Source organism: Kribbella sp. NPDC049227, assembly GCF_043197265.1.
Lineage (GTDB): Bacteria > Actinomycetota > Actinomycetes > Propionibacteriales > Kribbellaceae > Kribbella.
This window is the reverse complement of sequence record NZ_JBICST010000007.1, coordinates 469,282-495,011: the sequence shown is the minus strand read 5'-3', so window position 1 is coordinate 495,011 and position 25,730 is coordinate 469,282. Positions and strand designations below refer to the sequence as shown.

Here is a 25,730-nt window from a genome sequence, read left to right as displayed (position 1 = left end):
CTGGACGACCTGGCTCGTGGTCATGGGTCGTGGGCGGTGGTGAGGGTCAGGTGGTTGGCGGGGTTGGTGACGGTCAGGGGACCGTTCGTGCTGGTGGTGGCGGTTCGGGTGGATTGGTGGGCCAGGAGCGACAGGGTCCTGGGCGCCGGGTGGCCGTAGTCGTTGTCGCGGCCGACCGAGATCAGGGCGAGGCGGGCGCCGGTGGCGGCGATGAAGGCCGGGTCCTGCTGGGCCGAGCCGTGATGCGGAACCTTGAGGACGTCGGCTCGGAGGTCGGCACCGGAAGCGAGGATGGCTCGCTGGGATTCGGGTTCCAGGTCGCCGGTGAGGAGGATCCGGAGGCCGGACGCCTCGACCATCATCGCGATGCTGGCGTTGTTCTCCGGTGAACCCTCGTCGCTGGAGGTCGCAGACGACGTACCCGGTGGCGGAAGTGCCGGAACCCGGGCCGGCCAGAGCGTGGTCCAACTAAGTGCGCCGACGACGCGCTTCTCGTGGTACGTGACCGTCCGCAGGCTGATGCCGTGCTGCGCCGCGAGGTCGACGACGCGGTCGTACTCCGCGCGCGGCGAGAAGTACGGCGTCACCTCGATCTCCGCCACGCGCCGATCCTTCAGTACGCCGGCCAGTCCGCCGGCGTGATCCGCGTGGAAGTGCGTGAGCACCAGCACCGGGATGTACTCGACACCGAGATCCCTCAGGCATCGATCCATCGCGGCCGGATCCGGGCCGGTATCGACCACCACCGCAGCGTTCTCACCTGCTCGTAGTGCCAAGCCGTCGCCTTGTCCGACATCGCACATCACCAGCAGCCAGTCGCCTGGTGGCCAGCCGATCGAACCCACCGGACGCAGTACGACGACTGCCAGCAGAACGACCGCGAGGAGCGCCGCGATCGGGCGAGCCAGGATGCGGTGCAGGCCGATGACGATGGCCAGGCAGAGCACCGTGAGCACGGCGACGCCGATCATCGTGGCCGGCCAGGGACTGGCTGCGCCAGGGAGGTCGGCGCCTTCTCGAGCTATCAGGATGATCCAGCGGGCCGGCCAGCCGGCGGCCCAGCCGACGAGATGGGCTACGTCTGTACTCACGAGTGCGACGCCGGCGGCTGCGAAGCCGAGGATGGTTGCCGGACCGACTGCGGGACCGGCGAGCAGGTTCGCGGCGACAGCGACTAGCGAGACTTGGCCGGAGAGCCAGGCGACGATCGGCGTACACGCGAGTTGGGCGGCGAGTGGGCACGAGATCGCCTCGGCGAGCCAGGTCGGAAGCCATCGGGCGAGCGCGTCTCGCCAGCGTGGACCGAGCAGCACGATGCCCGCGGTTGCGAGCACGGACAGCGCGAACCCGGCTGATCGTGCGAGCGAGGTGTCGAGGAGCAGGAGCACGATGACCGCGACCGAGAGGCTGCGTGCCGCGCGGCGTTGGCCGCCTCCGCTGGTCATCGCGGCCAGCGCGATCAGGCCCATCGCGGCTGCTCGCAACACGCTCGGCTGAGGGCGCGCCAGGATGATGAACACGACGACCGTCATCAGGCCGACCGCAGTCAGCCCTCGCGCCCGTACGCCGATCAGCCGACTGAACGGCAGGACGAACGCCAGCAGCAACGTCAGGTTGGTGCCCGAGACTGCGGACAGATGGGTCAGCCCGGTCGTTCGGAAGTCGTCGGCAAGTTCGTCGGAGAGCCCGGACTCGTCACCCATCACGAGTGCGGGGACCAGGCCCTTCACGTCATCCGGCTCTCCCGCCACCGCTCCCCGCAGGCCGGCCCGAACCCGCTCGGCCGCGCGCAACCACCAGGCTGGCTCGTCCACCACTCGCGGCTCTCCGCGAACCGACAGCATGGCCGCGACATCACCGCCACGCTCGGCCGCCTCCAACCGCCCCCTGCCGTCCACCCGCTCCCCGAACCGCACTCCTCGCCAGGCCTCATCACCCACCACCAACACCCGAGTCCTCACCCGGGTAGTCACTTCACCACCAGCCTGCGGACTTGAGGTCCCGTTCCCGGTCGAGGACGTCGTACTCCGAGTTCGGACCTCCTCGATGGTTGCCTTCACCACCACATACGGTGGGCGTCGGTTGCCCGGACTCCGGCGTACGGCAGGATCCCCGTCGATCTTCAACCGGACGCCAACCGTTGCGCCCTCCTCCGCCAACCCCTGGACCGGGCCGGCCTGCAATCCCTTCACCTGCAGGGCGGCTCCCACTCCCATCCCTGCGACCACCACAAGCGCGCCCACGACAGCCCAGACCGCGCGCCTCCCGACGGACCTGGCGGAGTTGAGCCGACCTCGCAGGAACACGGCGGCCACGCAGGCGAGGGCAAGTGACACGGCTGCCGTCACCACACCTGCGAGTGGCTGTTCGCCGATCAGTACGACGGCCGCCAACCAACCCGCGCCGGCCGGCACCAAGAGCCTTAGATCAAGCGTCTCCCCCGGCTGGTCGGGAGTCTCGTCAGATGCGGACATGGGACTTCAAGGAGTCGAACTTCTTGGGGCCTACGCCGGGGACTTCTTGGAGTTGGTCGATGGTCGCGAAAGGGCCGTTCTGGGTGCGGTAGTCGAGGATGCGTTGGGCCAGGACCGGGCCTACGCCGGGGAGGGTATCCAGTTGGGTGAGATCGGCGGTGTTGAGGTTGACCGGGGAGTTGGCGGCGGCGGATGGGGACGTTGGGGTGCTGCCTGGGGCGGTGGTGGCGCCGGGTGGGGTGGGGATGCCGACGAGGATTTGTTCGCCGTCGGCGACTGGGCGGGCGAGGTTGAGGGTGGTCAGGTCTACGCCCGGGAGTGGGCCACCGGCGAGGGTTAGTACGTCGGCCACGCGCGAGCCGGTGGGTGCTCGGACGAGGCCGGGGCGGCGGACCTTGCCGGCGACGTCTACAACGACCACGCCGGCGGGCGACTGGCCGGTGCCCTGGGCGGCGGCCGACGGCAAGCCGGCACCCGAAGATGGCTGGCCCACACCGGCAGACGGCTGCGCGGCTCCGGGTGAGGGGTTCGCGCCTGGCTGGCCGCTGCCGGGTGAGGACGCGGCGCCGGGTTGGGTGACGGGTGAGCCGGAGGTGACGGTCGTGGGTGGGCGGGTGTCGGGGAGGGTTTCGGGGCGGGCGCGGAAGACTTGCCAGGCGGCCCAGGACAGGCCGATGGCCAGTACGGCGGCCAGGACCACGACGTGCCGTGGGGACAGGGTCCAGCGGGCGTCTCGTAGTCGTTCGGGCCGGATCGATTCGGGGATCCATCCACCGCGCACGTCCTCATCACGCTCCTCCAGGTGTTCGTCGGGTGCGTGCTCGCGTGCGTTGGCGGCGAGTCGCGCCAGCGCACGCTCACGGGCGCCCGGGGCGGGCGCCGGAGCACGACGTGTGACTTTCACGCCAGAGAAAGTACGAGTCCGCCGGCCCCAGAAACCCCCGAGTTCGAAGCTGTGGAAAACCCCAGGCGGAGCCCGTCCGCTGCGCGGGCGGGGCGGGCGCCGAGGCGTGAGGCGGTGGCGGGAAGCCGAGGCGGGAAGCGGTGGCAGGGTGGCGCGGCGCGAGGCGGTGGTAAGAAGGCGGGACGCGGTCGCGGGAAGCCGAGGCGGGTAGCTGCGGCGGGAAGCCGGGGCGGGCGGTGGAGGGCTGGGGTTAGCGGGGGGCTACTACTACGGCTAGGAGGCCGGGGCCTACGTGGGCGCCTATGACGGCTCCTACTTCGCGGAGGACTATTTCTTCGGCGGCGGGGAGGCGGTCGGAGAGGCCGTCGGCGAGGGTTTGGGCTTTTTCGAGGTTGGCGAGGTGGTGGACCGCGATCTGCACGGGAGTGTCGCCGGCGCGTTGGACGGCGATGTCGGCGAGGCGAGCGATGGCTCGGCTGGAGGTGCGGACCTTCTCGAGCGGGACGATCCGGCCGCCGCTGATCGTCAGCAGTGGTTTGACGGCGAGCGCCGTACCGAGGAGGGCCTGAGCCGCGCCGATGCGGCCGCCGCGGCGGAGGTACTCGAGGGTGTCGACGTAGAAGTACGCCGAGATCGACGCCATCCTCGCGCGGGCCGCCGCCTCGACGCCGGCCTGGTCCTCCCCCGCGGCGGCTGCGGCGGCCGCGGCCAGGACCGGGAACCCGAGGCCCATGCCGAGCGAGCGGGAGTCGACCACGCGGACCGGGATGGGCGACTCCTTGGCGCCGATCATGGCGGCCTCGACGGTGCCGGACATGTCGCCGGAGAGGTGGATCGACACCACCGACTCCGCTCCGTCCTTCGCACAAGCGGCGTACGTGTCCGCGAAGGTCTGCGGCGCCGGACGGCTGGTCGACACCGGGGTGAAGGTCTTGAGTGCCTCGGCGACCGCGTCGGTGGAGGTGGCGCCGTCGTCGTACGACGTCCCGCCGATGACGACCTGCAGTGGTACGACGGTCAGCGGGTGGCGGAGCACCTCGTGCGTGGCCAGCCCAGCCGTGGAGTCGGTGACGACGTGCACGCGGGCTGACATGAAGCGAGGTTACCGGACAGTTAAGTGCGTGTCTGCCAGACTGCGGAGATGAAGGAGACAGCGGCAGAAGTCACCGAGCTGCAGCAGCTCCTCGACGCGGCGTACCAACGCTCGACGGAGCACCTGCACAACATCATCACGGACTCGCGCCGGCTGGACGCCGGCGAGCTGGTGCGGGTTCTGACCGGCATGTGCACGCTGAACCTGGCCACCGTCACCGCCCGCGGCGAGCCACGGATCAGTGCGGTCGACGGGCACTTCCTGCACGCGCGGTGGGTGTTCACGACCTCCGGGTCCGCGGCCAAGGCGCGCCATCTCAAGGTCCGGCCCGCGGCCAGCGTCTCGTACGTCGACGGCGAGCGGATCGGCGTGTTCAGTCACGGTCAGGTGGAGACGTTGACACCGGACCACCCGGACTTCGCGGAGATCGAGGCGCATCTCACCAAGCACTACGGCAGCTCACCGTCGAGCTGGGGCGACGACATCGTCTACTACCGCCTCCAGCCGACCTGGATGGTCGGCTACGCGTTCGACAAGAAGGCGGTCCTCGAGCAGGCGGACGCCCCCAAGCGCTGAGACAAGCGACGAGGTGGAGGCCAACCCCTCCGGTGGCCTCCACCTCGTTGTGCCGGCGCCCCCCACTGGACCGGCCCTCACCGCGTCACGCTGACTCCCCTCGTTGCCAGCGTTCCAACTTCTTCTGCTGACTCCCCCTTGTTGTCAGCTGAGCTCAGAAACCTCGGCGAGCTACTCCCCGTGCCGGTTCCGCGAAGTACCGGTCTGACCGCGAGCCCGTCGAGGTCCCGGGAGGCCCCAGCAGCCGACCCACCGCGGCGGGTGACCAAACCCGCCACTCCCCGTGTCAGCCGGACCGGCACTCGTCCCCTGTGTCGTGTGCCCGGCCCAATACTGGGACCTCGCCCCGGGTCCGGTGCCCTGACGGCGCACGGCACCCGGTTCAGGCAGGACAGATCCGCACTGTGCAGCACTCCGGAGCTCTCGGCAGCCGATCGGCGCCCCCACCACTCGGCCACCGGATACCCTCCGCGTTGCCTCTCCCGAACTCGACGGCAGTGCTGCGGTGAACCAAGGCCTCGTCATGGCTCACCACCCCTTCCCTGCCGCCGCTGCCGGTGTCGGACTCTGCTTCGTGGAACCTGTCCTACGGCTGTAATTCTTGGTCCGGCAGCCATGTCAGGACGAGGCAGAAGAACCGGCAGTTGTCCGGCAGCTTCAGCGGATCGGCGTCACGAAAGCGCAGCGAGTACGTCGTTCGCCAGCCGCAGCACCGCTGCGGCGGGGTCGGGCTCCGGCCAGCCAGGAGCCACCGAGGCACTCTCGCAGGACTCCTGCAGCACCGCCCACGCGGTCGGAAGCATCGGCGGGTCCATGGACCGCTGCCAGGCCAGCAGCTGGCCACACAGGGCGTCGCCGTCCTCGGACTTCCCCAGGGCGTGCAGGACGGCCACGGCCTCCGGCAGGACCTCGAGCAGGTACACGACCCGTCCCTCGACCAGCAGCCGGTTGACGGCGTCGCGGATGCAGATCCGGGCCTGCTCCGCGTCGCCGGTGTCCCGGGCCATGCGGCTGCGGTACCGCATGACCTGGTAGTCGAAGTACCCCCGGTGCCCGCGGATGTCGGCATCCGCCTCGTCGAGCAGCGCCCGCGCCTCGTCGTACTGGCCGTCGTGGTACTCGACCATCGCCAGGCAGCCTGCCACCTTGGTGCGCTCCGGGTCGTCGGAGGCCTGACTGCCGCGGGCGAGCAGCGCCCAGCGCCGCGCCTCGGACAGGTTGCCGAGCTCCAGCTCGACGCGGCTGAGCGCCATGTACGCGATCTCGTCCGGGTACACGCCCGGGTTGACCAGTGCGGCCTCCCAGGCGAGCAGCAGCTCCTTGGCCTCGGGCAGGCGACCCCACCGCAGTAGGGCGAGTCCGCAGATGGCCTGCACAGTCGCGGAGCGCTGCACGTCGCCGTGCTTGCGCGCGTCATCCACCAGCGCCGGGATCTCAGCCAGGCTCTGCGTGTCGAGTAGATGCGAACCGGACGACACCCACCCGCCACGGGCGACCAGGCCCATCTCGGTCTCGCCGGGGATCAGTGTGCGGGCCTCGCCGTAGTGCCGGCGCGCGCCACGGACGTCACCGGTCAGGCTCGACAGCCGCCCGGCGATCGCGCGCAGCATGCCGCTGACTTCCTTGTCCGCGACGTTGTCCGCGCACAAGGTCGCCCAACGGATCCCGCTCTCGGCCACACTCGCCTGGTACTGCCACGCGATCCGGAACCCGAGCACGATCCGCGCGGCCACGTCCCACTGTCCGAGCTCGGCCGCGCGAGCCAGCGCCACCTCGAAGAGCGCCGAGTTGGCGTTCGCAGCCCGGTAGCGCCGTTCCCGATCGGGCGAGGACCACGCGCCCTCGAGCCCGGAGACGTAGTTCGAGCACCACGCCACCGCGCGGTCGCGGAACTCGACCAGGTCGTCCCCCTGCGACGACAGACCGGCGTACGCGTGCTCGCGGATCGTCTCCAGCAGCTTGTAGCGAGCGCCGTACAGCTGCTCGAACTCGTGCACCGGCTGCAGCAGCGACTTGTCCACCAGCTCGGCCAGCAGCATCGGTACGTCGGCCGCGTCGATTGGATCACCCGTACACACGCCGGCCACCGCATCCAGCGTGAACGGCGACCCGAGCACCGAGGCGCGGTAGAGCAACTGCCGCGCGGCATCGGACAGCGCGTCAACGCTCCACGCGATCGTGTCCGCCAGCGTCCGCTGATGCGGCGCCCCGAACCGCCTCGGCCCGGACAGCAGCCGGAACCGGTCGTCCAGCGCGGCCAGGATCGTCTCCACCGACAGCGAACCGGCCCGCGCAGCCGCCAGCTCCAGAGCCAGAGGCAGCCCGTCCAACCGGCGACACAGCCGCGCGACGATCGGCGCGTTCTCCTCAGTCAGCACGAAGTCGGGCCGCACCCGAGCCACCCGCCGGCAGAACATCTCCACTGCCGGGCTGGCCGCGATGTCCCCGAAGTCCCTGTCGTTCTCCGGTACGCCGAGCACCTGCACCCGGCGGACCACCTCGTCCGGCAGCCCGAGCGGGATCCGCGACGTCACCAGCACGCCGATGCCCGGGAAGCTGCGGACCATTCGGTTCGCCACCGTCGCGACCCCGTCGAGCACATGCTCGGCGTTGTCCTCGACGATCACCAGGTCACCCGGCCGGCGGCCGGACAGTACGTCGTCCAGGTCCGACGTACCGGGAGCCGTGCCGAAGGCGTCCAGGATGGCCGACGGTACGGCGGCATCCCGCTGGACGGTCGTCAGGTCGACAACCACCACCGTCGTGTCAGCACCGGAGAACTTGTCGGCCGCAGCCAGCGCGAGCTCGGTCTTGCCGACTCCACCAGGGCCGACGAGCGTGACCAACCGGTTCTGTCGCAGGAGCCCTTCCAGCTCCAGCAACTCCTGCTCACGGCCGACGAGGCCGTCCGGGATCGGCCGCGTCCCGCGCCAGCGCAGTCCGGTCGGTGCCGGGTCGGCCACCGAGATCACCGGTCGTACGGCGCCGTGCCCGGCCGCGGCGAGGAAGCGGTCCGCGTCGCTGGGTCCGAGCCCCAGGCCCTCGGCGAGCAGCCGGACGGAGTCCTTCCGGGGACGCGCCACCCGGCCGGCTTCCATCTCGCGGATGCTCCGCACGCTGAGCCCGGCCCGGTCGGCCAGCTCCTCCTGGGAGAGGCCCGACTGGACTCTCAAGTCGAGCAACAGATCGGCGAAGCCCCGCCGCCCCTCAGCCCGGCCATCCGTGTCCGACAAAGCCCGTCACCCCTCTAGAGCCTCACGTTCCTGTCACAACATAGCGTGACTGAGCGATCGGTGCCGGGTGCGTCCAGTGAGCGGCATCACACAGAACTGTTGACCAAGGCAACGGGTTTACTTCAGAACGCAATTACTGAACGCGCAGAAAATCATCCGGCCCGGTGATTCAAGCACTTGCGCGAACCGAGGCGGATTCATTTTCGCCGGCATAGAGGGAAAGGATTCCGGCCCAGTCGTCGAGCCGGGCCCGGGTGTCCGCGCGGCCGGAATCGGCATTCGTCAGGCTGCCGTCACAAATACCGCGGGTGGCGCGGATCAGGAGTTCGGTGCCGAGGCCATGCCAGTGGTCCCGCAGAGTCTCAAGGGCTGCCATGCGGACAATTCAATCGGAGCCGTGTTTCGCGAACGTAACGCGATCGGCAACATCACGATAAGTCACCGAAATCCCTCCCGGCGAGTTCCCTGGTAGTCCGTTAACCGGGAAGCCAGGAAAGCCGGACCTGCCGCCGGGGATTGTCGACATTGGTGTCGACCAGGCAGATCGACTGCCAGGTGCCGAGCATCATCCGCCCGTCCAGCACCGGGATCGTCGCGTACGGCGGCATCAGTGCGGGCAACACGTGGTCGCGCCCGTGCCCCGGCGTACCGTGCCGGTGCTGCCAACCGGCGTCGCGCGGCAGCAGTCGCTCGAGCACCGCGAGCAGGTCGGTGTCGCTGCCGGCCCCGGTCTCGAGGATGGCGATCCCCGCCGTCGCGTGCGGGACGAAGATGTGCAGCAGTCCGTCGCCCTGCGCCTGATGAGCCTCGGAGTCGACGAACTGCTCGCACCTGCTCGTCAGGTCGAAGACGACTTCCGCACCGCCGGTCGTGACATCGATCAGCTCAGAACGCATCTGAGCAGCCTAGCCCGTGTCACCTCGGCACGGGCCAGGCCGCAACGATCAGGCCGGAACGATGTTGACGAGCTTCGGCGCGCGGACGATGACCTTGCGGACACCCCGACCGTCCAGCGCCTTCTGGACCGCATCGGAGGCCAGCGCCAGCTGCTCCAGGTCGGCGTCGCTGATGTCCGGCGCGACCTCCAGCCGGTCCCGCACCTTGCCGGCGATCTGGACCACGCAGGTGACCGTGTCCTGGACCAGCAGCGCCGGGTCGACCTTCGGCCAGCCGGCCTTGGCGACGGTCGGCTCGTAGCCCAGCGTCTCCCACATGTCCTCGGCCGTGTACGGCGCGACCAGGCTCAGCAGCACCGCCACCGTCTCGACCGCCTCCCGGACCGCCGGGTCGGCCGCCCCCGGTCCGGCGTCGATGGCCTTCCGGGTGGCGTTCACCAGCTCCATGATCCGGGCAACCATCACGTTGAAGCGCATCGAGTCGATCAGCTCGGCCGAGTCCGCGATCGTCCGGTGGGTGATCCGGCGCAGCTCGACATCACCGGTCGAGGGATCCGAGCCCAGCGGCGCCTCGACCGCTCCCGCCAGCCGCCAGGCCCGTTGCAGGAACTTCAGCGCGCCTCCCGGCGACATGTCGGCCCAGTCGATGTCGTCGGCCGGCGGACCGGCGAACACCATGGTCAGCCGGACCGCGTCGACGCCGTACAGGTCGATCTGGTCGCCCAGGTTCACACCGTTGCCCAGCGACTTGCTCATCGACTTGCCCTGGTTGATCACCTGGCCCTGGTTCAGCAGCCGGGTGAACGGCTCGACGACGCTCAGCATGCCCATGTCGTGCAGCGCCTTGACGAAGAACCGCGCGTACAGCAGATGCAGTACGGCGTGCTCCTTGCCGCCGACGTACTGGTAGACCGACATCCACCGCTCGGCGGCGGCCGGGTCGTACGGCCCGTCGGCGTACTCCGGCGACAGGTAGCGCAGGAAGTACCAGGACGAGTCGACGAAGGTGTCCATCGTGTCGGTGTCACGCTCGGCCTTGCCACCGCACTTCGGGCAGTCGACCTCGACCCACTCGCGGTCCGCGGCCAGCGGCGACACGCCCTTCGGCGCCAGATCGGCACCGCGCAGGTCGGGCAGCTCCATCGGCAGCTGGTCGTCCGGGACCGGCACCTCGCCACAGGTCGGGCAGTGGATGATCGGGATCGGCGCGCCCCAGAACCGCTGCCGGCTCAGCAGCCAGTCGCGCAGCCGGTAGTTGATCGTCCGCTCGCCCAGCCCCTTGCTGTCCAGCCAGTCGATGATCCGGGCCTTGGCCTCGTCGACGCCCAGTCCGTCCAGGCTGATCTCGTCGTTCGCGCTGTTGATCGCCGGGCCTTCGCCCGTGTACGCCTTGCCCTCGAAGTCGGGTGTCGGCTGCACGGTCCGCACGATCGGCAGGCCGAACTTCTCCGCGAACTCCCAGTCCCGGGTGTCCTGGCCGGGCACCGCCATGATCGCGCCGGTGCCGTAGTCGGCCAGCACGTAGTCGGCGGCCCAGATCTGGATCCGCTCCCCGGTCACCGGGTTGATCGCGTACGACCCCAGGAACACACCGGTCTTGTCCCGCTCGGTGCTCAGCCGCTCGATCTCGGTGGTCGACTTGACCGCGGTCAGGTACTCGTCGAAGGCGGCCTGCTGGTCAGGGGTGACCAGCTCGGCGGCCAGCTTCGCATCCGGTGCGACCACCATGAAGGTCGCGCCGAACAGCGTGTCCGGCCGAGTCGTGAAGACCCGGATCGGCTCGTCCCGGCCCTCGACCTGGAAGTCCGCGAACGCGCCCTCGGACCGTCCGATCCAGTTGCGCTGCATCAGCAGGATCTCTTCCGGCCACTGCAGCAGCTCCATGTCGTCCAGCAGCCGCTGGGCGTACTCCGTGGTCTTGAAGTACCACTGGGTCAGCTCGCGCTTGGTGACCTCGTGCCCACAGCGCTCACAGCGGCCCTGGATCACCTGCTCGTTGGCCAGGACGGTCTGGTCGTGCGGGCACCAGTTCACGAACGAAGCCTTGCGGTACGCCAGCCCGCGCTCGTAGAACCGCAGGAACAGCCACTGCGTCCACTTGTAGTACTCCGGGTCGGACGTGTGCAGCCGGCGCGACCAGTCGAAGCTCATGCCGTAGCGCCGGATCGACTCGGCCTGCGTCTCGATGTTGGCGTAGGTATAGGTCGCCGGGTGCTCGTTGCGCTTGATCGCCGCGTTCTCGGCAGGCAGCCCGAAGGAGTCCCAGCCGATCGGGTTCAGCACGTCGTACCCCTGCTGGAACCAGTACCGCGACAGCAGGTCGTGCAACGCGAAGACCTCGGCGTGGCCCATGTGCAGGTCGCCGGAGGGGTAGGAGAACATCGTGAGCGCGTAACGCCGCTCGGCCGAGCCGTCGTCACGTGCCTTGAACGGGTCCAGCTTCTCCCACACCGGCCGCCACTTGGCCTGCATGACGTTGAAGTCGTACCCACCCCGGTCGATAGGGGCGTCCTCCACCTGCTCGCTCACGGTCCTACTCCCGCACTCGTGTGTTGTTGAGCCTAAATCTGCCAGACGGCGTTCCCAGAAATGAAAAAGCCCCTCACACAGGAGGGGACGCCGCACTGACCGGCGCTCATCGGCGCCTGGATGCCAGTACGGCTAAATAAGGAGCAGGCTCACTCGCATGGGACCATTCTAGCGCCTCGAGCCGAGACCGGACACCAGGGCGTCCAGCGCGAACACGAAGCGTGCTTCCGCATCTCGGGGTCCCTGCGCCGCCTCGGCCAGCAACGGGAACTCGGAGAGGTCGAGCGGCGCCAGCTGATCGACCGGATCGCCCTCCGATGCGGTGACGACCTGTCCGACGACGAAGCCGGTCACCGCGTAGATGACATCCAGTGCGTCAGCAGGTGCGAGACCAGCGGACCGCAGGCTCTCCAACGCGGTCTCCAGCGCCAGGAGGTTCTGTGTGGTGACGGCCGGCCGGGACGCGATCAGCGGGACCAGATTGGGATGCGCGAGGAGTGCGGCCCGCAGACTCCGCGCATAGTCGCGGATCCCTTCCTGCCAAGGCGTCCCGAACACCGGAGGGGCGATCGAGGCGACGAGTTGCTCGACCAGGCCGTCCAGCAGGGCGTCCTTGTTCGGCACGTGGTGGTAGATCGTCATGGCCTCGACGTCCAACTCGGCGCCGAGCCGGCGCATCGACAGCGCCTTCAGCCCTTCGCGATCGGCCAACGCCAGCGCGGCCCGCAGTACTGCCTCACGGGTCAGCCCCACGCTGTGGCCACGGGTACGGCGTGCAGTCATCGGGACCCTGATTCTCGTTTGATGATTCTTACGGCGTAAGTATACCCTGAAACATACACCGTAAGAATCAGGAGGATCGCGATGACCACCATCGCCGCACCACCCCGCTCACCGGCGTACCTCAGACCGGCTCTGTACGCCGGCCTGCTGCTGACCGTTCTGGCCACGCTCGCGCCGCTGATCGACATCGTCACGATCGACGCCATCGCCGACCACGTCCGGGCCGCGTACCCGGAATGGCCGCAGAAGTCGGTCCGTGCCGACCGCAACGCGATCGCCATCTACCTGGCCGCCGTCGGAGTCGTCGGCCTCGTCGGCTGGCTGTACGCGATCCGGGGCGTCGCCCGGGGCAAGCGCCGGGTCCGCGTGGTCAGCACTGTGTTGTTCGTTCTCGGCGCGACCATCCAACTCATCGGCCTGTCCGTCGGCGGCGAGGCTTACACCACGATCGTGCCGCCACTGCACGGCATCATCGGCGCACTGCCGTCCGTGGCCGGACTGGTCGCCGTTGTGGGTCTCTGGCGCCGCCCTCGGGACTGACCGGTCAGAGCAGTGCGCGTACGGCGGCGAGGTGGTCGACCTGGGCGCGCCAGTCGGTGCCACCAACACCCAGTACGGCGTGACTCGCCCCGGCTTCGCCGTACCGACCGAGTCGATCGGCCGTCTGCTCGGCAGTGCCCGCGAGCGGCAGGGACAGCGCTCGGTCGTACGGCATGCCATAGCCGCCGGCGATCCCCGCTGCCAGCCCTCGGATGGCAGCGTCGTTGGCGCCTCCGGCTGACACCCCGCCGATCGCGATCGTGGGCACGGGCCTCGCGTACCGGTCCGCGAGTTCCTCGAGATGGTCCCGGCCGGTGGCCACATCCTCGGCCGGCACGAGCGAGGGGAACCAGCCGTCACCCAGTTGCGCCGCCCGCCGCCGAGCCACCGCGGAGTCGTTGCCGACCCAGAACCGCGGTCTGGCGACGGCGGGCGCCAACCGCACCCCCGGCCCGTCGGCACCGAGGTCGGCGGGCTTCCCGGCCAGCAGGTCGGGCAAAGCGCGCAGTGCCCGGTCGGTACGTCGCCCGCGCTCGGCGAACGGAACCTCGGCCGCCCGCCACTGCTCCTCGCCACCACCCGATCCGACCCCGAGAATCAGTCGTTCACCGGAGACGTACTGCAGCGAGGCGATCTGCTTGGCAGCCCAGGCCAGCGGGCGGATCGCCGGCACGAAGACGCTCGCTCCGATCGCGACCCGCTCCGTGACGGCTGCCGCGGTCGCCAGCCCGATCGTCGCCTCCAGCGTCGCGGCACCGGTGGCGAGGTGGTCGCCCATCCAGACGCTGTCCAGCCCCGCCTCCTCGGCGTACCTGGCGGCCGCGCGCAGGTCGAGCTTCTCGCTCTGCTGGACGGCCACGGACGGGAGGATCATGCCGATCTCGATCATGACGGCCATCCTGGAACGTCAACCAGAGTTGAGGTCAGCAGGCCGTTCAAGCGAACAGGAGGTGTCACCGACGGCCTGGACATGTCACGCTCGTCGGCGCCGCCCCATCGACGCTTTGAGTGGACACCTCCTGTCGAGCTGCACAGGGGTCTAAGCGAACTCGGTGCCGCCGGCGCGGCGGTGCTCGCCAGGAGTGCGGCCGTAGTGGCGGCGGAACGCAGTGGAGAACGGGCGTACGTCGGAGTACCCGCAGGACCGGGCCACCTCGGTGACGGTGACCGTGGGATCGAGGAGTAGCTGGGCGGCCAGTTCCAGGCGGAGTCGGCGAAGAGTGGACATGATCGAGGCGCCGGTCTGCTGGTGGAAGAGTCGCTCGGCGTGGCGCTCCGAGAGGTGTGCGGCGGCTGCCACATCCCGCACGGTGATCGGGCGGGACAGGTTGTCGCGGAGGTGACGCTGCATCGCCTCCACGACCAGAGGGCCGCGGTCACGTCGTACCGGCTCCACTGTCAGGTCCTCGTCGAGGGCGAAGGCTCGAGCGGTCTCCATGACCAGAGTGGCACCGAGCGCACCCAGTGCGGTGCTGTAGCCCGACACCGGTGCAGCCGCTTCAGCCGCGAGCGCTGTGATCAGTGCAGGGAGTGAGCCGGTCCGGTCCGACATCACAGGCCCGTCCGAACGTGTCAGTCCGGACCACCAACCGGGTTCATCGGAGCCTGGCCGGAACGTGAAGCCCCAGAAGGCGATGCCGAGGGGCTCGGTCCGGCTGGACTCGATCTCGTGGACGTCGCCGGGGCGGGCCAGGAACACCGAGCCCGGCTGGACGTCGTACCTCAGGTCTCCTGAGTTGAAGCGGCCCGCGCCGGAGTAGGCCAGGCAGACCTCGTGGAACGAGTGGCTGTGCCAGTAGTTGCGCCAGTACTCCGGCTGGTAGTGCCCCCAACTGAGGAAGTCAGCGCGGAACCCGTCGACCTCGCAGGACTCGAGCAGTCCGGCGAGGTCGACGAAACGGTCCGCGATCGCGACATCCGCGAGGGTCAAACAGCGCTCCTGCCGGTCGGGTCGACTCCTCGCAGCATCATGCCCTGCCCGAGCGAGTGATCGTGCGTCTTCACCGTCGGCGGGTCGGCCGGGTCGCGGTACTGGATCAGCCAGGTCGTCCGGGCCTCGTCGCTGGTGTTCACCCCGGACCCGTGCACGGTCAGATAGGTGAAGAACAGTACGTCGCCCGCCTCGGCCGGCTGCGGAGTCGCCGCCTCGAACGGTGGGTCGATCAGATGGTACGAACCCTCCGCCTCGTGCTCGCGCGGCCCGTCCTTGTGGCTGCCCGGGATCACCCGGACGCAGCCTTTCTCCACCGGTGCGTCGTCGAAGTGGAAGATCGCGGCGCCGACCCGGTGGTACTTGTGCGGGAAGAACGGGTAATCCTGGTGCAACGGGAACGGGGAGCCGTTCTCCGGCGGCTTCACGAACAGCTTGGTGTGGTGCAACTGGACGTTGTCCACCCCCATCACCGCGGCGGCCACGTCGGTGAACCGCGGGTCGATCACCAGCTTGCTGAACTCGGCGTCGTAGAACTGCGCGTCGTGCAGATGCTGCAGCCGGGTCGCGCCGTCGGACAGTCCCATCGCGGACTTCCAGGTGGCGTCCTCGTTGCTGTTCAACTGGGCCAGCAGCTCGTGGCCGCGCTGCCGGTAGTAGGCCGCCTCCTCCTTGCTGAGCAGGCCTTTCACCAGGACGAAGCCGTCCTCGGCGTACTGCTGCGCCAAGGTCGACAGATCGGGCTTGGCAGAGGTGACAGTCATCTCGAAGTTCCTCCTCCTCGGGTACTTCGAGACTACGAACACCGGCGCCCGGACGGCAGGACCGGACCGGACGCCGATGTTCGTCAAACGGACATGACTACAGTCCGAGCTGCCCCAGCCGGACGCTGATCCGCGGGTCGGTCGACACCACCGGAGAGCTCGAACGCACCCACGGGTCGCCGTCGAAGTACGTCTCGAAGATCTTCTCCGCGGTCCGCGTCGCCAGCGCCTGCGAGGTCAGCGTCGGGTTCGGGCCGCCCAGACCGTTGGACAACGCCGAGTTGTCCGCGATGAACAGCCCCTTGACGGCGCGGGTCTCGCCACGCGGGTCGACCACGGAGTTCTGCGCCGACGAGCCCATCCGCATCGACGACTGGACGTGCAGGATCAGCGGCGCCCAGTCGATCCGGTACACCTTCTTCGCGCCGGCACCGCGCAGCAGCTCGGCCGCCTTGCGGGCCATGAACTCGCGATTCCTCAGCGTGCGCGCGGTGCGCTGCCGCTGCTTGAAGGTGACCTTCGGGATCGGCCCGTTCTCGTCCGCCGGCAGTGCCGACAGCGTGACCCGGTTCTGCGCCTCGACGTCGTCGTCGGTGATCACCAGCACGCTGAGCAGGCGGTCCATCCCGTGCGAGAGGACCTCCTTGAGCTCCGGCCCCATCACCCGTCCGGCCGGACCGTCCCACGGACCGGTCCGCCCACGACCGTTCTTGTAGTGCCCGCGGATCCCGCTGTCCGACAAGGTCCCCGCAAACGCCGCGAGCGCCGGTGGCAGGCCGACGTTCTCCAGGCCGCCGTACGGCGGGTAGTCCAGCCGGGCACTCGAGCCGACGCCCTTCGGGTTGCCGGTGTAGTCGTCGAAGACGCCGAACACCCAGTCGAAGAAGTGATCGGTGTAGCCGCGCCCGACCCAGCCGTTCGGGTTCGGCAGGCCGCTGTTGAACCAGAGCCGCGGGTTCTCGGTGCAGCCGCCCGACATCACCACGACGCGCGCGTCCTCGCGGTGCTCGGTGTCACCGGAGCGCCACGTCACCCCGGTGGCAGTCAGTACGCCGTGCCGTTTCTCGGTGTGCACCTGGGTGACGAAGGCGTCGGCGATCAGCTCGACCGGCTTGCCGCCGCGCGACCACACCTCCGCCGTCAGCGCCATCGGCACGTAGCTGTTGTCGGTCGAGCGCTTCGCGAACTGGTTGCGCGGGGCACCGTTCGGGCGCATGCAGCCCTGGAAGCAGTAGCCGCAGAAAGTACAGCCGGTCGCCTTCGGATAGACCAGCAGATCCTTGTCGGCGGTCTTGCCTGCCGTCCCGCCCGGTTGCAGGATCGCGTTCTCCTGCGGCCGGTACGACGGCCGATGCGTGGTCTTGGTGGTCTGCACCGGCAGCCCGAGCGTCTCCGCGCCGCGGAAGAACGTCTGCTCCTTGTGCCCCATCGCGGCCGTCATCACCGGCATGGTCGCCTCGACCCATTCGAAGTACGGCACCAGCTCGGCGTACGTGAACGGGAACCGGTGGTCGACGTCGTAGCCGTTGCGGTCCGGGCCGTCGTACCCCTCGAAGACGCCCGGGTAGGCGCGTGGGTAGTTGCCGTAGAAGTGCTGGGTGGTGCCGCCGACGCCGGACAGCTGCCAGACGAACGAGTTCTGCGGCCATTCCCGGTACCAAGCCGGTTTGTCCCGGTCGGACGGACCCCAGCGCAGGTACCCGGTGAGTGGGTTGTTCGCGTCGTCCTCGAACGTCGTCCACTCCTCGCGCGGCTTGGCGTGCCGCGGGCCGGCCTCGAGCAGCAGGACGTCGAGGCCCTGCGCCGCCAGCTCCTTGGCCAGCACCGGGCCACCGCCGCCGGCCCCGATCACGATGACGTCGCGCATCAGTCGCTCACCTTCTGCCGACCCTGGTAGTAGCCGATGAAGTCGTCCCAGCCCTCGACCGGTCCGCCCGGCTGGTAGCCGGTGTGGTTCCAGCCGACCGGCCGCTTCCGCAGCGTGCGGGTCACCTTGTCGTAGACAGCCGATTCGCCGTACGCGCCGAAGGTGGCGAACTCGATCAGCGCGCCGCCGACGAACTTCAGCAGCCCGGACACCGACGCCTTGAGCGGCTCCGGGAACTGCACGTCGAGCAGTTCCACGAGATCCGCGTCGGTCCGCTCGATCAGCTCGAACGCCGCCGCCTTCTCGGCGTACGAGAGGCGGGCGAACGGCGACAGGTGCGGCCCGTTCACCGCGAGCGGGTTGACCTGGGTCGCCATCAGGTTCAGCAGGCCGGCGATCGGGAACGACAGCGGCAGCGCCTCGTCGCTCTCCAGGTACGCCGCCAACGCTCGATCCAGCCGGCGGAGCTCGACGGGGAGCACCTCGAGTCCAGGCAGTGCGATGCCCGAGTCAGCCAGGCCGGTCACCAACGCGGCCCCGACGGGCTGGGCGATCGCGTCCGGGAACGGGACGAAGTTGTCCAGCGAGTTGATGATGAAGTCGGTCGCGCCCGCCTCGATCGCCCCCGGCGTCGGACTCGGGGTGCCCTGGGTCCGCGAGTACGGATCCCGGCCGGGCATCGCGAACACGGTGAGCCCGTTCAGCGTGTCCCGGGCGAGCTCCGCGAGGACCGGCCGGATCAGGTCGACGGCCGGCGGGAGCAGCGAGTCGGTCGCCGCATCGGCCGGAGCGAGCAGGCTGCGGGTGAGCAGGCCGCCGCCACCGACCGCCGCGCCGAGCACGCCGACCCGAGCCAGGAAGGCTCTTCTGGAATGTACTCGAGCACCGACCATGCGACGTCCTCCGTTGTGGGACCAGTTGCCCTGTTGGTCCCACAACGAGCCGCCTGGATCGGGGTTACTCCTCGGACTTGGCCGCCTCGGCCCGTGCCTGCTCCTCGACCGGTACGACGATCGGCCGGAGCCGGGCCCAGAGGACGAACAGGGCCGCGAACACGAGCATGGCGAGGCCGCCCCACAGGTTGATGTTGATGCCGGCCGCCTTGGCGACCTCGTGCGGGTCGGCGATGATCCCGAGGATGGTCAGCACCAGTCCGTAGATCCCGACCAGTGCCGCGATCACCACCCGGATGTCGAATGCTCCGGTCTTCTTCTGCTGCTCAGCCATTTCTGTACCTTCCGTCAGCCGAAGGCGATATTGAGGGCGATGACCAGGACCAGTGAGATGCCGGCCAGCAGCACCGGCTTGCGGTACCAGCCCTCGTCGCCTGCCTGCGCCACCTCGGTCCGCTGTTCCTTGGGCGTCAGCGAGTAGACCAGGCCGGTCAGTTCGGAGTCCCGCTTGGGCACCGTCGCCAGGCTGACCAGCACACTGACCAGGATGTCGACCACGAAGGCGGCACCAGCGCCGACGAAGCTGGCTCCCTGGCCCGGCAGGTCGATCACGCCGTTCTCGGACAGGATGAAGACCAGGATCGCCGTCGCTGTACCGCTGACCAGACCGGTCCACCCGGCGGTCGCGGTCATCCGCTTCCAGAACATACCGAGGATGAACGTCGCGAACAGCGGTGCGTTGAAGAACGAGAACAGCTGCTGCAGGTAGTCCATCAGGTTGCTGTAGCCGGACGCGATCGCCGCCGTCCCGATCGCGATCACCGTGCCGGCCACGGTGATCCAGCGACCGGTGCGCAGGTAGAAGTCGTCGCTGCGTTCCTTGACGATGTACCGCTCGATCAGGTCGTAGGTCATGACGGTGTTGAACGAGCTGAGGTTGGCCGCCATACCGGCCATGAAGGAGGCCAGCAGACCGGTGATCGCCAGGCCGAGCATGCCGTTCGGCAACAGGTCGCGCATCAGCAGCAGCAACGCGTCGTTGTAGGTGACCTCGCCACTGCCGTTGGCCTTGAACTGGGCCAGCTCGGGCACGAGCACGGCCGCGATGATGCCGGGGATGATCACGATGAACGGGATGAACATCTTCGGGAACGAGCCGATGATCGGAGTACGCCGGGCCGCCGACATGTTCTTCGACGCCATCGCCCGCTGGACCTCGACGAAGTTCGTCGTCCAGTAGCCGAAGGACAGTACGAAGCCGAGACCGAAGACCAGACCGATCACGGAGAGGAAGTCCGAGGTGAACCCGCTCAGCGCGTTGCCGGGCCAGGCGCTCATCTGCTCTGCACCGCCCGGCGACGCGCTCACCTTGTCGACCAGACCCTCCCAGCCACCGACCTTGTGCAGGCCGACCAGTGTCAGCGGCAGCAGCGCGGCCACGATCACGAAGAACTGCAGCACCTCGTTGTAGATCGCCGCGGACAGGCCGCCCAGGGTGATGTAACTGAGCACGATCGCCGCGGCGGCGAGCACCGACACCCAGATCGGCCAGCCGAGCAGCACGTTCACGATGGTCGCCAGCAGGAACAGGTTCACACCGGCGATCAGCACCTGGGCGACGGCGAAGCTGATCGCGTTCACCAGGTGCGCGGGCTTGCCGAAGCGGCGCAGCATGAACTCCGGCACGCTGCGCACCTTGGAGCCGTAGTAGAACGGCATCATCACGACGCCGAGGAACAGCATCGCCGGGACCGCGCCGATCCAGAAGTAGTGCACGGTCGGCATGCCGTACTGCGCGCCGTTCGCGGACATGCCCATGATCTCGATCGCGCCGAGGTTGGCCGAGATGAAGGCCAGACCGGTCACCCAGGCCGGCAGCGAGCGGCCGGACAGGAAGAAGTCCAGGCTGTTGGAGACGGCGCGTTTGGCGAGGTACCCGATCCCGAGCACGAAGACGAAGTACGTCGCGATGATGATGTAGTCGATCGCCGTGGCATCCAGCCTCAGGATGGATTCAAGTGCAAGCATCGGCCCTCCGGTCCTCGATGTGACGCATCGTGGTATTACCGGTGAGGAACGTTACTCCTGCTTTCAACTACAGTCGCGCCGACGCGCTCCCGACTCAGGACGCTAGATGCGGATCTCGGCGACGACGGGCCGGTGGTCGCTGCCGGTGGAACTCATCACCCAGGCCTTGGTCGGGGTGACGCCGCGCACCATGATGTGGTCGATCCGCGCCATCGGGAACTTGGCCGGCCAGGTGAAGCCGAACCCGTAGCCGGCCGCGCCCTGGGCCGAGCGCAGTCCGGTGGTCAACGGGGCCAGGCTGCGGTCGTTCGCCGTACCGTTGAAGTCGCCCATCACGATCACCCCGGCGAGCTTCTCGTCCGAGATCTGCCGGCCGAGCGCCTCGATCGTGTCGTTGCGCTGGCCGGAGGTGAAGCCGGTGGTGCCGACCCGCACGGAGGCGAGGTGGGCGACGTACACCGCCACCTTGCCCTCCGGGGTGCTCACTTCGGCCCGCAGCGCGCGGGTCCACTTGAAGCCGACGTCGACCGACTCGCTCTGCGCCACCGGGAACTTCGACCAGAGCGCGACGGTGTCGCGGGCCACCTCGTACGGGTACGTCTTGGCGAACGCCGCCTTGTAGACCTTCATGTCCGCCGCGGTGACCTCCTCGAGGGCGATCACGTCCGCGTCGGCGGTGAGCAGATCCTGTGCCGTCGCCTTCGGGTTCGGGTTGTCCGCGTCGACGTTGTGCGACAGGACACGCACGTCGTAGGCACCGCCACCCTTGCCGGGGATCAGCAGGTTGCCGAACATCAGGCCCCACACCACCGCGGGTACCAGCAACGCGACTCCGGCGGTGGCGGAACGCCGTACCAGGGCCGCGATGCCGAGGATCGGTACGGCGACGCCCACCCAGGGCAGGAAGGTGTCGAGCAGACTGCCGAGGTTGCCGACCGAGTTCGGGACCCAGCGGTGGAAGAGCAGTGGAAGGGCGGACAGCACCGCGAGGACGGCGATGAACCAGCCGCGACGCCACTTGCCGTTCTTCCGGCGCCCACGGCTGTTGGCCCGCGGCGGCGGTTTCGGTGCTGCGACAGCGGTCTGGCGGTCCGACATGCAGCGATTGTTGCGGACAGACGGTCCGGACCAAAGCCGCCGCAGTGTCCGGCGTGGCTTTTCATCCCTAGGAAGGACCGGTCCGGACCGAAATGATTAGCGTTCTGTGAGGACGGTGGTGCGAAGGGCTGAGAGCCCCGACAATGCGACTATGCCGTCTGTGCAGACCGCCGAGCCGTTCGTCGTCAAGCGTCGCGGACTCGGGACGACGAAGACTGTCCTGTACCTCGGCACGGTGCTGTTCGCGCTGATGGTCCTGCTCACCGTGCTCTGCGTCGTCGTGCAACTGATCAGGGGCGAACCGGTCCGCGACCCGCTCGAGGCCATCTGGCTGTCCTTCGGCGGGACACCGCTGATCTTCGCGGTCGGGCTTCCGGTGCTGCTGGCGGTCGGTGCCGTGACAACGATCGAGGAACGGCGCGAGGCCGACTCCGACGACGTCCTGCTGTCGATCGACGCGGCCGGGATCCACTTGGGCGGTGAGCAGCGCCGCATGATCGCCTGGCCCGACGTCCACGGTGTCTGCCGGGTGGAACGGCACGAGGTGAACGCCGAAGGCGACGAGGTCTGGGAGCCGTACCTCGTCGTCCTGGTGCACGACGAGACCTCGCTCGCCCGGAGTTCGAGGACCTGGGGTCCGTCCTGCCGCTGGCCCGGCACCGTCGAGATCCTCGGCCGGCCCCTCCCCTACGACGACCTCGTCGCAGCCGTCGCCCGCTACGCCCCTGACGTCACGGTCACCGACCGCGGCCGTGCCCTGGACTGATCCCGGACCGGGCGTGCGGGTCCAGGTTCTCAGCCCGTCGGACCCAGGAGCTTCTCGAGGTCGGTCAGGACGTCCATGGCGCCGAGGGGGCCGAGACCGAGGAACCAGACTTCGTCGTCGACGCGGGCCACGTGACCGTCCTTCACCGCCGGCAGCGCCTTCCAGAGGTTGCCGTTGACAACGGTGTTCTCGGCGGTGGTGTCCGGCTTGCCGTAGCTGGAGTAGAAGATCCAGTCACCAGCCGCCTGCGAGATGTTCTCCTGCGACACCTCCACCGCGAGGTCCTGCACGTCCTGGATCTTCGGCCGCGGCAGCCCGATGTCCTTCAGGATCACGCCGATGAACGACAGGTTGCCGTACAGCCGGATCTCGGCCGGACGGAACCGGACCAGCGAGATCGTCGGCGAACCGTCCACCTTCGACTTCACCTCGTCGGCGCGCTTCTGGTAGTCGTTCAGGATCCCGGTGGCCTTGTCCTCCTCGCCGACCGCGTCCGCGACCAGCAGGAAGTTCTCCTTCCACGGGAACCCGGGCCGGATGCTCATCACCGTCGGCGCGATCGCGTTCAGCTTGTCGTACAGGTCGTTCGCGCGCAGCTTGCTGCCGAGGATCAGGTCCGGCTTGAGCGCCGCGATCGCCTCCAGGTTCAGCTCGCTGATCCCGCCGACGGTCTTGATCCCCTGCGCCTTGTCCGCGAGGTACGACGGTACGCCGGACTGCCCCGCGGTCGTCGCCATCCCGACCGGAGTGATGCCGAGCGCCAGTACGTCGTCCAGTTCACCGCTGTCCAGTACGACGACCCGCTCGGGCTTCTTGTCCAGCTTCGCCTCGCCGAGTGCGTGCTTGACCGTCCGCGGGAAGACGCCCGGCTGCGCGTCCGAGCCGAGCTTGGCGGTGTCCTCGTCGGCGGTCTTGAACAGCCGTCCGCCGGTCGCGACGTCGGTGTCACCGACGCCGGTGTCGGCACTGCCGGTGTCGTTGCCACCACCACATCCGGCCAGCACCAACAGGGCTGCCGTAACGACTACTGCGATGCGCGTCTTCACGGACGTTGAGACTACAACAACTTTGGTTAGGCAGTCCTAACCAGGTCCACTTGTTGGGCGGCCGGCAACTCCACAGTCACCTCACCGTCAGGCCACGCGATCCGGTATGTACCGCCCCGCGCCGCGACCACGGACGCGGCCGTCAACCGACCACCACTCCAACTGACATCGAAGCTCAGACCACCCCGAGCCCGCAGGCCGCGGAACGATCCATCCGGCCAGTCCGCAGGCAGCGCCGGCAGCAGCCGAATCGTGTCGGTGTGACTCTGGATCAACAGCTCGGGGATGCAACCGGTCATGCCGAAGTTGGCGTCGATCTGGAAGATGTCGCCGTCGCGGTGCAGCAGGTTGCCCGAAACCAGTCGACTCAGATAGTCACGGATCACCTCCGCCGCCTTCTCCGGGTCGAACAGCCGCGCCCACAACGCGACCAGCCACGCGGCCGTCCATCCACCGTTGGTCGCACCCGCGGTCCGCAATTCCAGCGAAGCACGAGCGGCCGCGGCCAGTTCCGGCGTACGTGCCGGGTCGATCTCCGCGCCCGGGTAGAGCCCGTAGAGATGCGACTGATGGCGGTGGTCGGGCTCGGACGGCGGCCAGTCGGTCGGCCACTCGAACAGCCGCCCGTCGGGCGTGATCCGCACCGCGGGCAGACGGTCTCGTGCGGCCGCGGCTCGTACGGCGAGCTCCGAGCCGAGCCCCAGTACCTCCTCGGCCTCCTGCAGGTTCGCGAACAGCTCGCGGATCAGCCAGAGGTCGTACGTCGAGGTGAGGTCGACGGACGCCTTCTCGCCGGACGGAAGGACGAAGTGGTGCTCCGGCGCGGTCGACGGGATGAACTGCAGCCGGCCGTCGCCGTCCTCGACCAGCATCGACAAGACGAACTCGGCCGCGCCCGCGATCAGCGGATACGCGCGGTCCCGGAGGAAGCCGAGATCCTGCTGGAAGCGGTAGTGCTCCATCAGATGCGCGGTCAGCCAGACGCCACACGTCGCACACATCGACCACACCGGGTCGTCGCCACCTTCACCGACCGGCCAGGTCGCACGCCAGATGTCCGCGTTGTGGTGCGACACCCAGCCCGGCGCGTCGTACAGGATTCTCGCTGTCCGCGCACCCGAGGACGCCAGGCCCTCCATTAGGTCCGTGAGTGGGTCGAAGCACTCCCCCAGGCCGGTCAGATCCGCCGGCCAGTAGTTCATCTGGGTGTTGATGTTGTTGGTCCAGTCGCTCGCCCACATCGGCCGGCGGTCCTGGTTCCAGATGCCTTGCAGGTTGGCGGCCTGCGTCCCGGGCCGGGACGACGCCATCAGGAGATACCGGCCGAAGCCGAACATCAACGCGACCAGGTCCGGATCGTTGCCCCCGGCAGCCACCGCCTTGATCCGCTCGTCGGTCGGCAGTTCGCCAGGCTCGCCCAGGACCAGCTCGGCGCGGTCGTACAACGCGACGTGGTCCTCGACGTGCCGCTCACGCAGCTTGTCCAGGGCAACCGCCTCCAGTAGGCCGATTGCCTCGCGCAACGCGACCAGCGGATCACGGCCGGGCGGCACCGACCAGCCGGCGAACGTACTTGCCGCCGACAACAACACCGTCACGCTGTCGGCGCCGCGGACCACGACCCCCTCGTCGATCACGTCCACGACGCCGCCCAGGTTCTCCACGCGAACGGCGACACCGAAGCCGATGCCGTGACCGTCGCGGTACCGGATCGGGTCCGGACTCTGCCGGTACTCGATCGTCAGATCCGACGGCGCGTGGCCGACGACACCATAGGTGCCGTCGGCAACTTCCACGCGTACCGGATGCTCACTCTCCAGGCTCAGGTCGAGGTCGATCGCACCCGGCCGGTCGGCCGTGATCGTCCACACCATCACCTGATCCGGCGTGGACACGTACGTCTCCCGCCGGAACCGCACGCCGTCGACCGTGTAGTCGACGGCGGCGATCCCGGTCCGGAGGTCCAGACTCCGTCGGTAGTCCTGTGGTTCTCCGGGCGCTGTGATCAGCAGGTCGGCGAGCGGCTGGTACGACTCCACCAACGGACCCTGCAACGCACGGGTCTGCTCCGTCGCAGCCAGCCGATCACCGTCCTCCAGCAACAACCGTCGTACGTCGGCCAGCACCTCGGGACCGTCCGCCACCGTCAGCTCGCGCGGCCCGTCGCCGGACCACACGTCGTCCAGGTTGAGGGCGATCCGCTCCACACCGACCCGGCCGAACACTTTGGCACCGAGGTGACCGTTGCCCAGCGGCAACGCCTCGAACCAGTCCGGCGCGGGGGTGCGGAACCACAGTTCGTGGGACATG

The 25,730-nt window shown here is 68.8% G+C and carries 21 protein-coding genes; 3 read left to right on the top strand and 18 right to left on the bottom strand.

The genetic code is table 11. The features are described 5' to 3' along the window. Window positions 1–20 precede the first annotated feature (20 nt). The 3 genes from ACGFH6_RS31915 to ACGFH6_RS31905 all read right to left on the bottom strand — a co-directional run bounded on the left by ACGFH6_RS31915 (window position 21) and on the right by ACGFH6_RS31905 (window position 4,471). Complete coding sequence (locus tag ACGFH6_RS31915) at window positions 21–1,940, bottom strand: ComEC/Rec2 family competence protein (protein ID WP_393391331.1); 1,920 nt, start codon at window positions 1,938–1,940, stop codon at window positions 21–23. A gap of 520 nt (window positions 1,941–2,460) precedes the next feature. Further along, on the bottom strand, window positions 2,461–3,378 hold the full coding sequence (locus tag ACGFH6_RS31910; RefSeq protein WP_393391330.1) for a helix-hairpin-helix domain-containing protein: 918 nt from the start codon (window positions 3,376–3,378) through the stop codon (window positions 2,461–2,463). 250 nt (window positions 3,379–3,628) lie between these two features. After that, on the bottom strand, window positions 3,629–4,471 hold the full coding sequence (locus ACGFH6_RS31905) for a DegV family protein (protein WP_393391328.1): 843 nt from the start codon (window positions 4,469–4,471) through the stop codon (window positions 3,629–3,631). A 48-nt stretch (window positions 4,472–4,519) separates the two neighbouring features. Here ACGFH6_RS31905 and ACGFH6_RS31900 point away from each other — a divergent pair, with 48 nt between their 5' ends. Further along, on the top strand, window positions 4,520–5,047 hold the full coding sequence (locus ACGFH6_RS31900; RefSeq protein WP_393391326.1) for a pyridoxamine 5'-phosphate oxidase family protein: 528 nt from the start codon (window positions 4,520–4,522) through the stop codon (window positions 5,045–5,047). A 671-nt stretch (window positions 5,048–5,718) separates the two neighbouring features. Here ACGFH6_RS31900 and ACGFH6_RS31895 read toward each other — a convergent pair. From ACGFH6_RS31895 to ACGFH6_RS31875, 5 genes are all read right to left on the bottom strand, one after another. Then, window positions 5,719–8,280: an ATP-binding protein gene (locus tag ACGFH6_RS31895; protein WP_393391324.1), complete on the bottom strand. Its 2,562-nt coding sequence runs from the start codon at window positions 8,278–8,280 to the stop codon at window positions 5,719–5,721. A gap of 169 nt (window positions 8,281–8,449) precedes the next feature. Continuing rightward, a complete protein-coding gene (locus tag ACGFH6_RS31890) occupies window positions 8,450–8,656 on the bottom strand; it encodes a hypothetical protein (RefSeq protein WP_393391322.1) in 207 nt (68 codons plus the stop codon). A 100-nt stretch (window positions 8,657–8,756) separates the two neighbouring features. After that, window positions 8,757–9,176, bottom strand: coding sequence for a secondary thiamine-phosphate synthase enzyme YjbQ (locus ACGFH6_RS31885; protein WP_393391320.1), 420 nt, complete (start codon window positions 9,174–9,176; stop codon window positions 8,757–8,759). 48 nt (window positions 9,177–9,224) lie between these two features. Further along, complete coding sequence (gene leuS / locus ACGFH6_RS31880) at window positions 9,225–11,705, bottom strand: leucine--tRNA ligase (RefSeq protein ID WP_393391319.1); 2,481 nt, start codon at window positions 11,703–11,705, stop codon at window positions 9,225–9,227. 168 nt (window positions 11,706–11,873) lie between these two features. Then, window positions 11,874–12,488, bottom strand: a complete 615-nt coding sequence (locus ACGFH6_RS31875) for a TetR/AcrR family transcriptional regulator C-terminal domain-containing protein (protein WP_393391317.1) — start codon at window positions 12,486–12,488, stop codon at window positions 11,874–11,876. An 81-nt stretch (window positions 12,489–12,569) separates the two neighbouring features. Between ACGFH6_RS31875 and ACGFH6_RS31870 the strand changes: the two genes are divergently transcribed. Next, window positions 12,570–13,028, top strand: coding sequence for a hypothetical protein (locus tag ACGFH6_RS31870; protein WP_393391315.1), 459 nt, complete (start codon window positions 12,570–12,572; stop codon window positions 13,026–13,028). 4 nt (window positions 13,029–13,032) lie between these two features. On the opposite strand, the gene ACGFH6_RS31865 is transcribed toward ACGFH6_RS31870, so the two are convergent. The 8 genes from ACGFH6_RS31865 to ACGFH6_RS31830 all read right to left on the bottom strand — a co-directional run bounded on the left by ACGFH6_RS31865 (window position 13,033) and on the right by ACGFH6_RS31830 (window position 21,608). Continuing rightward, window positions 13,033–13,917 carry an LLM class flavin-dependent oxidoreductase gene (locus ACGFH6_RS31865; RefSeq protein ID WP_393391313.1) on the bottom strand — a complete coding sequence of 295 codons (885 nt, stop codon included), beginning with the start codon at window positions 13,915–13,917 and terminating at the stop codon, window positions 13,033–13,035. 150 nt (window positions 13,918–14,067) lie between these two features. Further along, window positions 14,068–14,958 carry a helix-turn-helix domain-containing protein gene (locus ACGFH6_RS31860; protein WP_393391311.1) on the bottom strand — a complete coding sequence of 297 codons (891 nt, stop codon included), beginning with the start codon at window positions 14,956–14,958 and terminating at the stop codon, window positions 14,068–14,070. Next, window positions 14,955–15,722, bottom strand: a complete 768-nt coding sequence (locus tag ACGFH6_RS31855) for a phytanoyl-CoA dioxygenase family protein (protein ID WP_393391309.1) — start codon at window positions 15,720–15,722, stop codon at window positions 14,955–14,957. Before ACGFH6_RS31855 ends, ACGFH6_RS31860 begins: the two co-directional genes overlap by 4 nt. Before the next feature lie 97 nt (window positions 15,723–15,819). Then, complete coding sequence (locus ACGFH6_RS31850) at window positions 15,820–17,589, bottom strand: GMC oxidoreductase (RefSeq protein ID WP_393391307.1); 1,770 nt, start codon at window positions 17,587–17,589, stop codon at window positions 15,820–15,822. Beyond that, window positions 17,589–18,482, bottom strand: a complete 894-nt coding sequence (locus ACGFH6_RS31845; protein ID WP_393391306.1) for a hypothetical protein — start codon at window positions 18,480–18,482, stop codon at window positions 17,589–17,591. Before ACGFH6_RS31845 ends, ACGFH6_RS31850 begins: the two co-directional genes overlap by 1 nt. Window positions 18,483–18,546: 64 nt before the next feature. After that, entirely contained in the window at window positions 18,547–18,816 is a 270-nt protein-coding gene (locus ACGFH6_RS31840) for a hypothetical protein (protein WP_393391305.1), read from the bottom strand. A 14-nt stretch (window positions 18,817–18,830) separates the two neighbouring features. After that, window positions 18,831–20,510: a sodium:solute symporter family protein gene (locus tag ACGFH6_RS31835; protein ID WP_393391304.1), complete on the bottom strand. Its 1,680-nt coding sequence runs from the start codon at window positions 20,508–20,510 to the stop codon at window positions 18,831–18,833. A gap of 102 nt (window positions 20,511–20,612) precedes the next feature. Next, window positions 20,613–21,608 carry an endonuclease/exonuclease/phosphatase family protein gene (locus ACGFH6_RS31830; protein ID WP_393391303.1) on the bottom strand — a complete coding sequence of 332 codons (996 nt, stop codon included), beginning with the start codon at window positions 21,606–21,608 and terminating at the stop codon, window positions 20,613–20,615. 151 nt (window positions 21,609–21,759) lie between these two features. Between ACGFH6_RS31830 and ACGFH6_RS31825 the strand changes: the two genes are divergently transcribed. Further along, window positions 21,760–22,374: a hypothetical protein gene (locus ACGFH6_RS31825; protein ID WP_393391302.1), complete on the top strand. Its 615-nt coding sequence runs from the start codon at window positions 21,760–21,762 to the stop codon at window positions 22,372–22,374. A 29-nt stretch (window positions 22,375–22,403) separates the two neighbouring features. Here the strand turns inward: ACGFH6_RS31825 and ACGFH6_RS31820 are convergent, their stop codons facing one another. Both ACGFH6_RS31820 and ACGFH6_RS31815 read right to left on the bottom strand, forming a co-directional pair. Beyond that, a complete protein-coding gene (locus tag ACGFH6_RS31820) occupies window positions 22,404–23,420 on the bottom strand; it encodes an ABC transporter substrate-binding protein (protein ID WP_393391301.1) in 1,017 nt (338 codons plus the stop codon). A gap of 26 nt (window positions 23,421–23,446) precedes the next feature. After that, on the bottom strand, window positions 23,447–25,729 hold the full coding sequence (locus ACGFH6_RS31815) for a glycoside hydrolase N-terminal domain-containing protein (protein WP_393391300.1): 2,283 nt from the start codon (window positions 25,727–25,729) through the stop codon (window positions 23,447–23,449). Window position 25,730 lies beyond the last annotated feature (1 nt).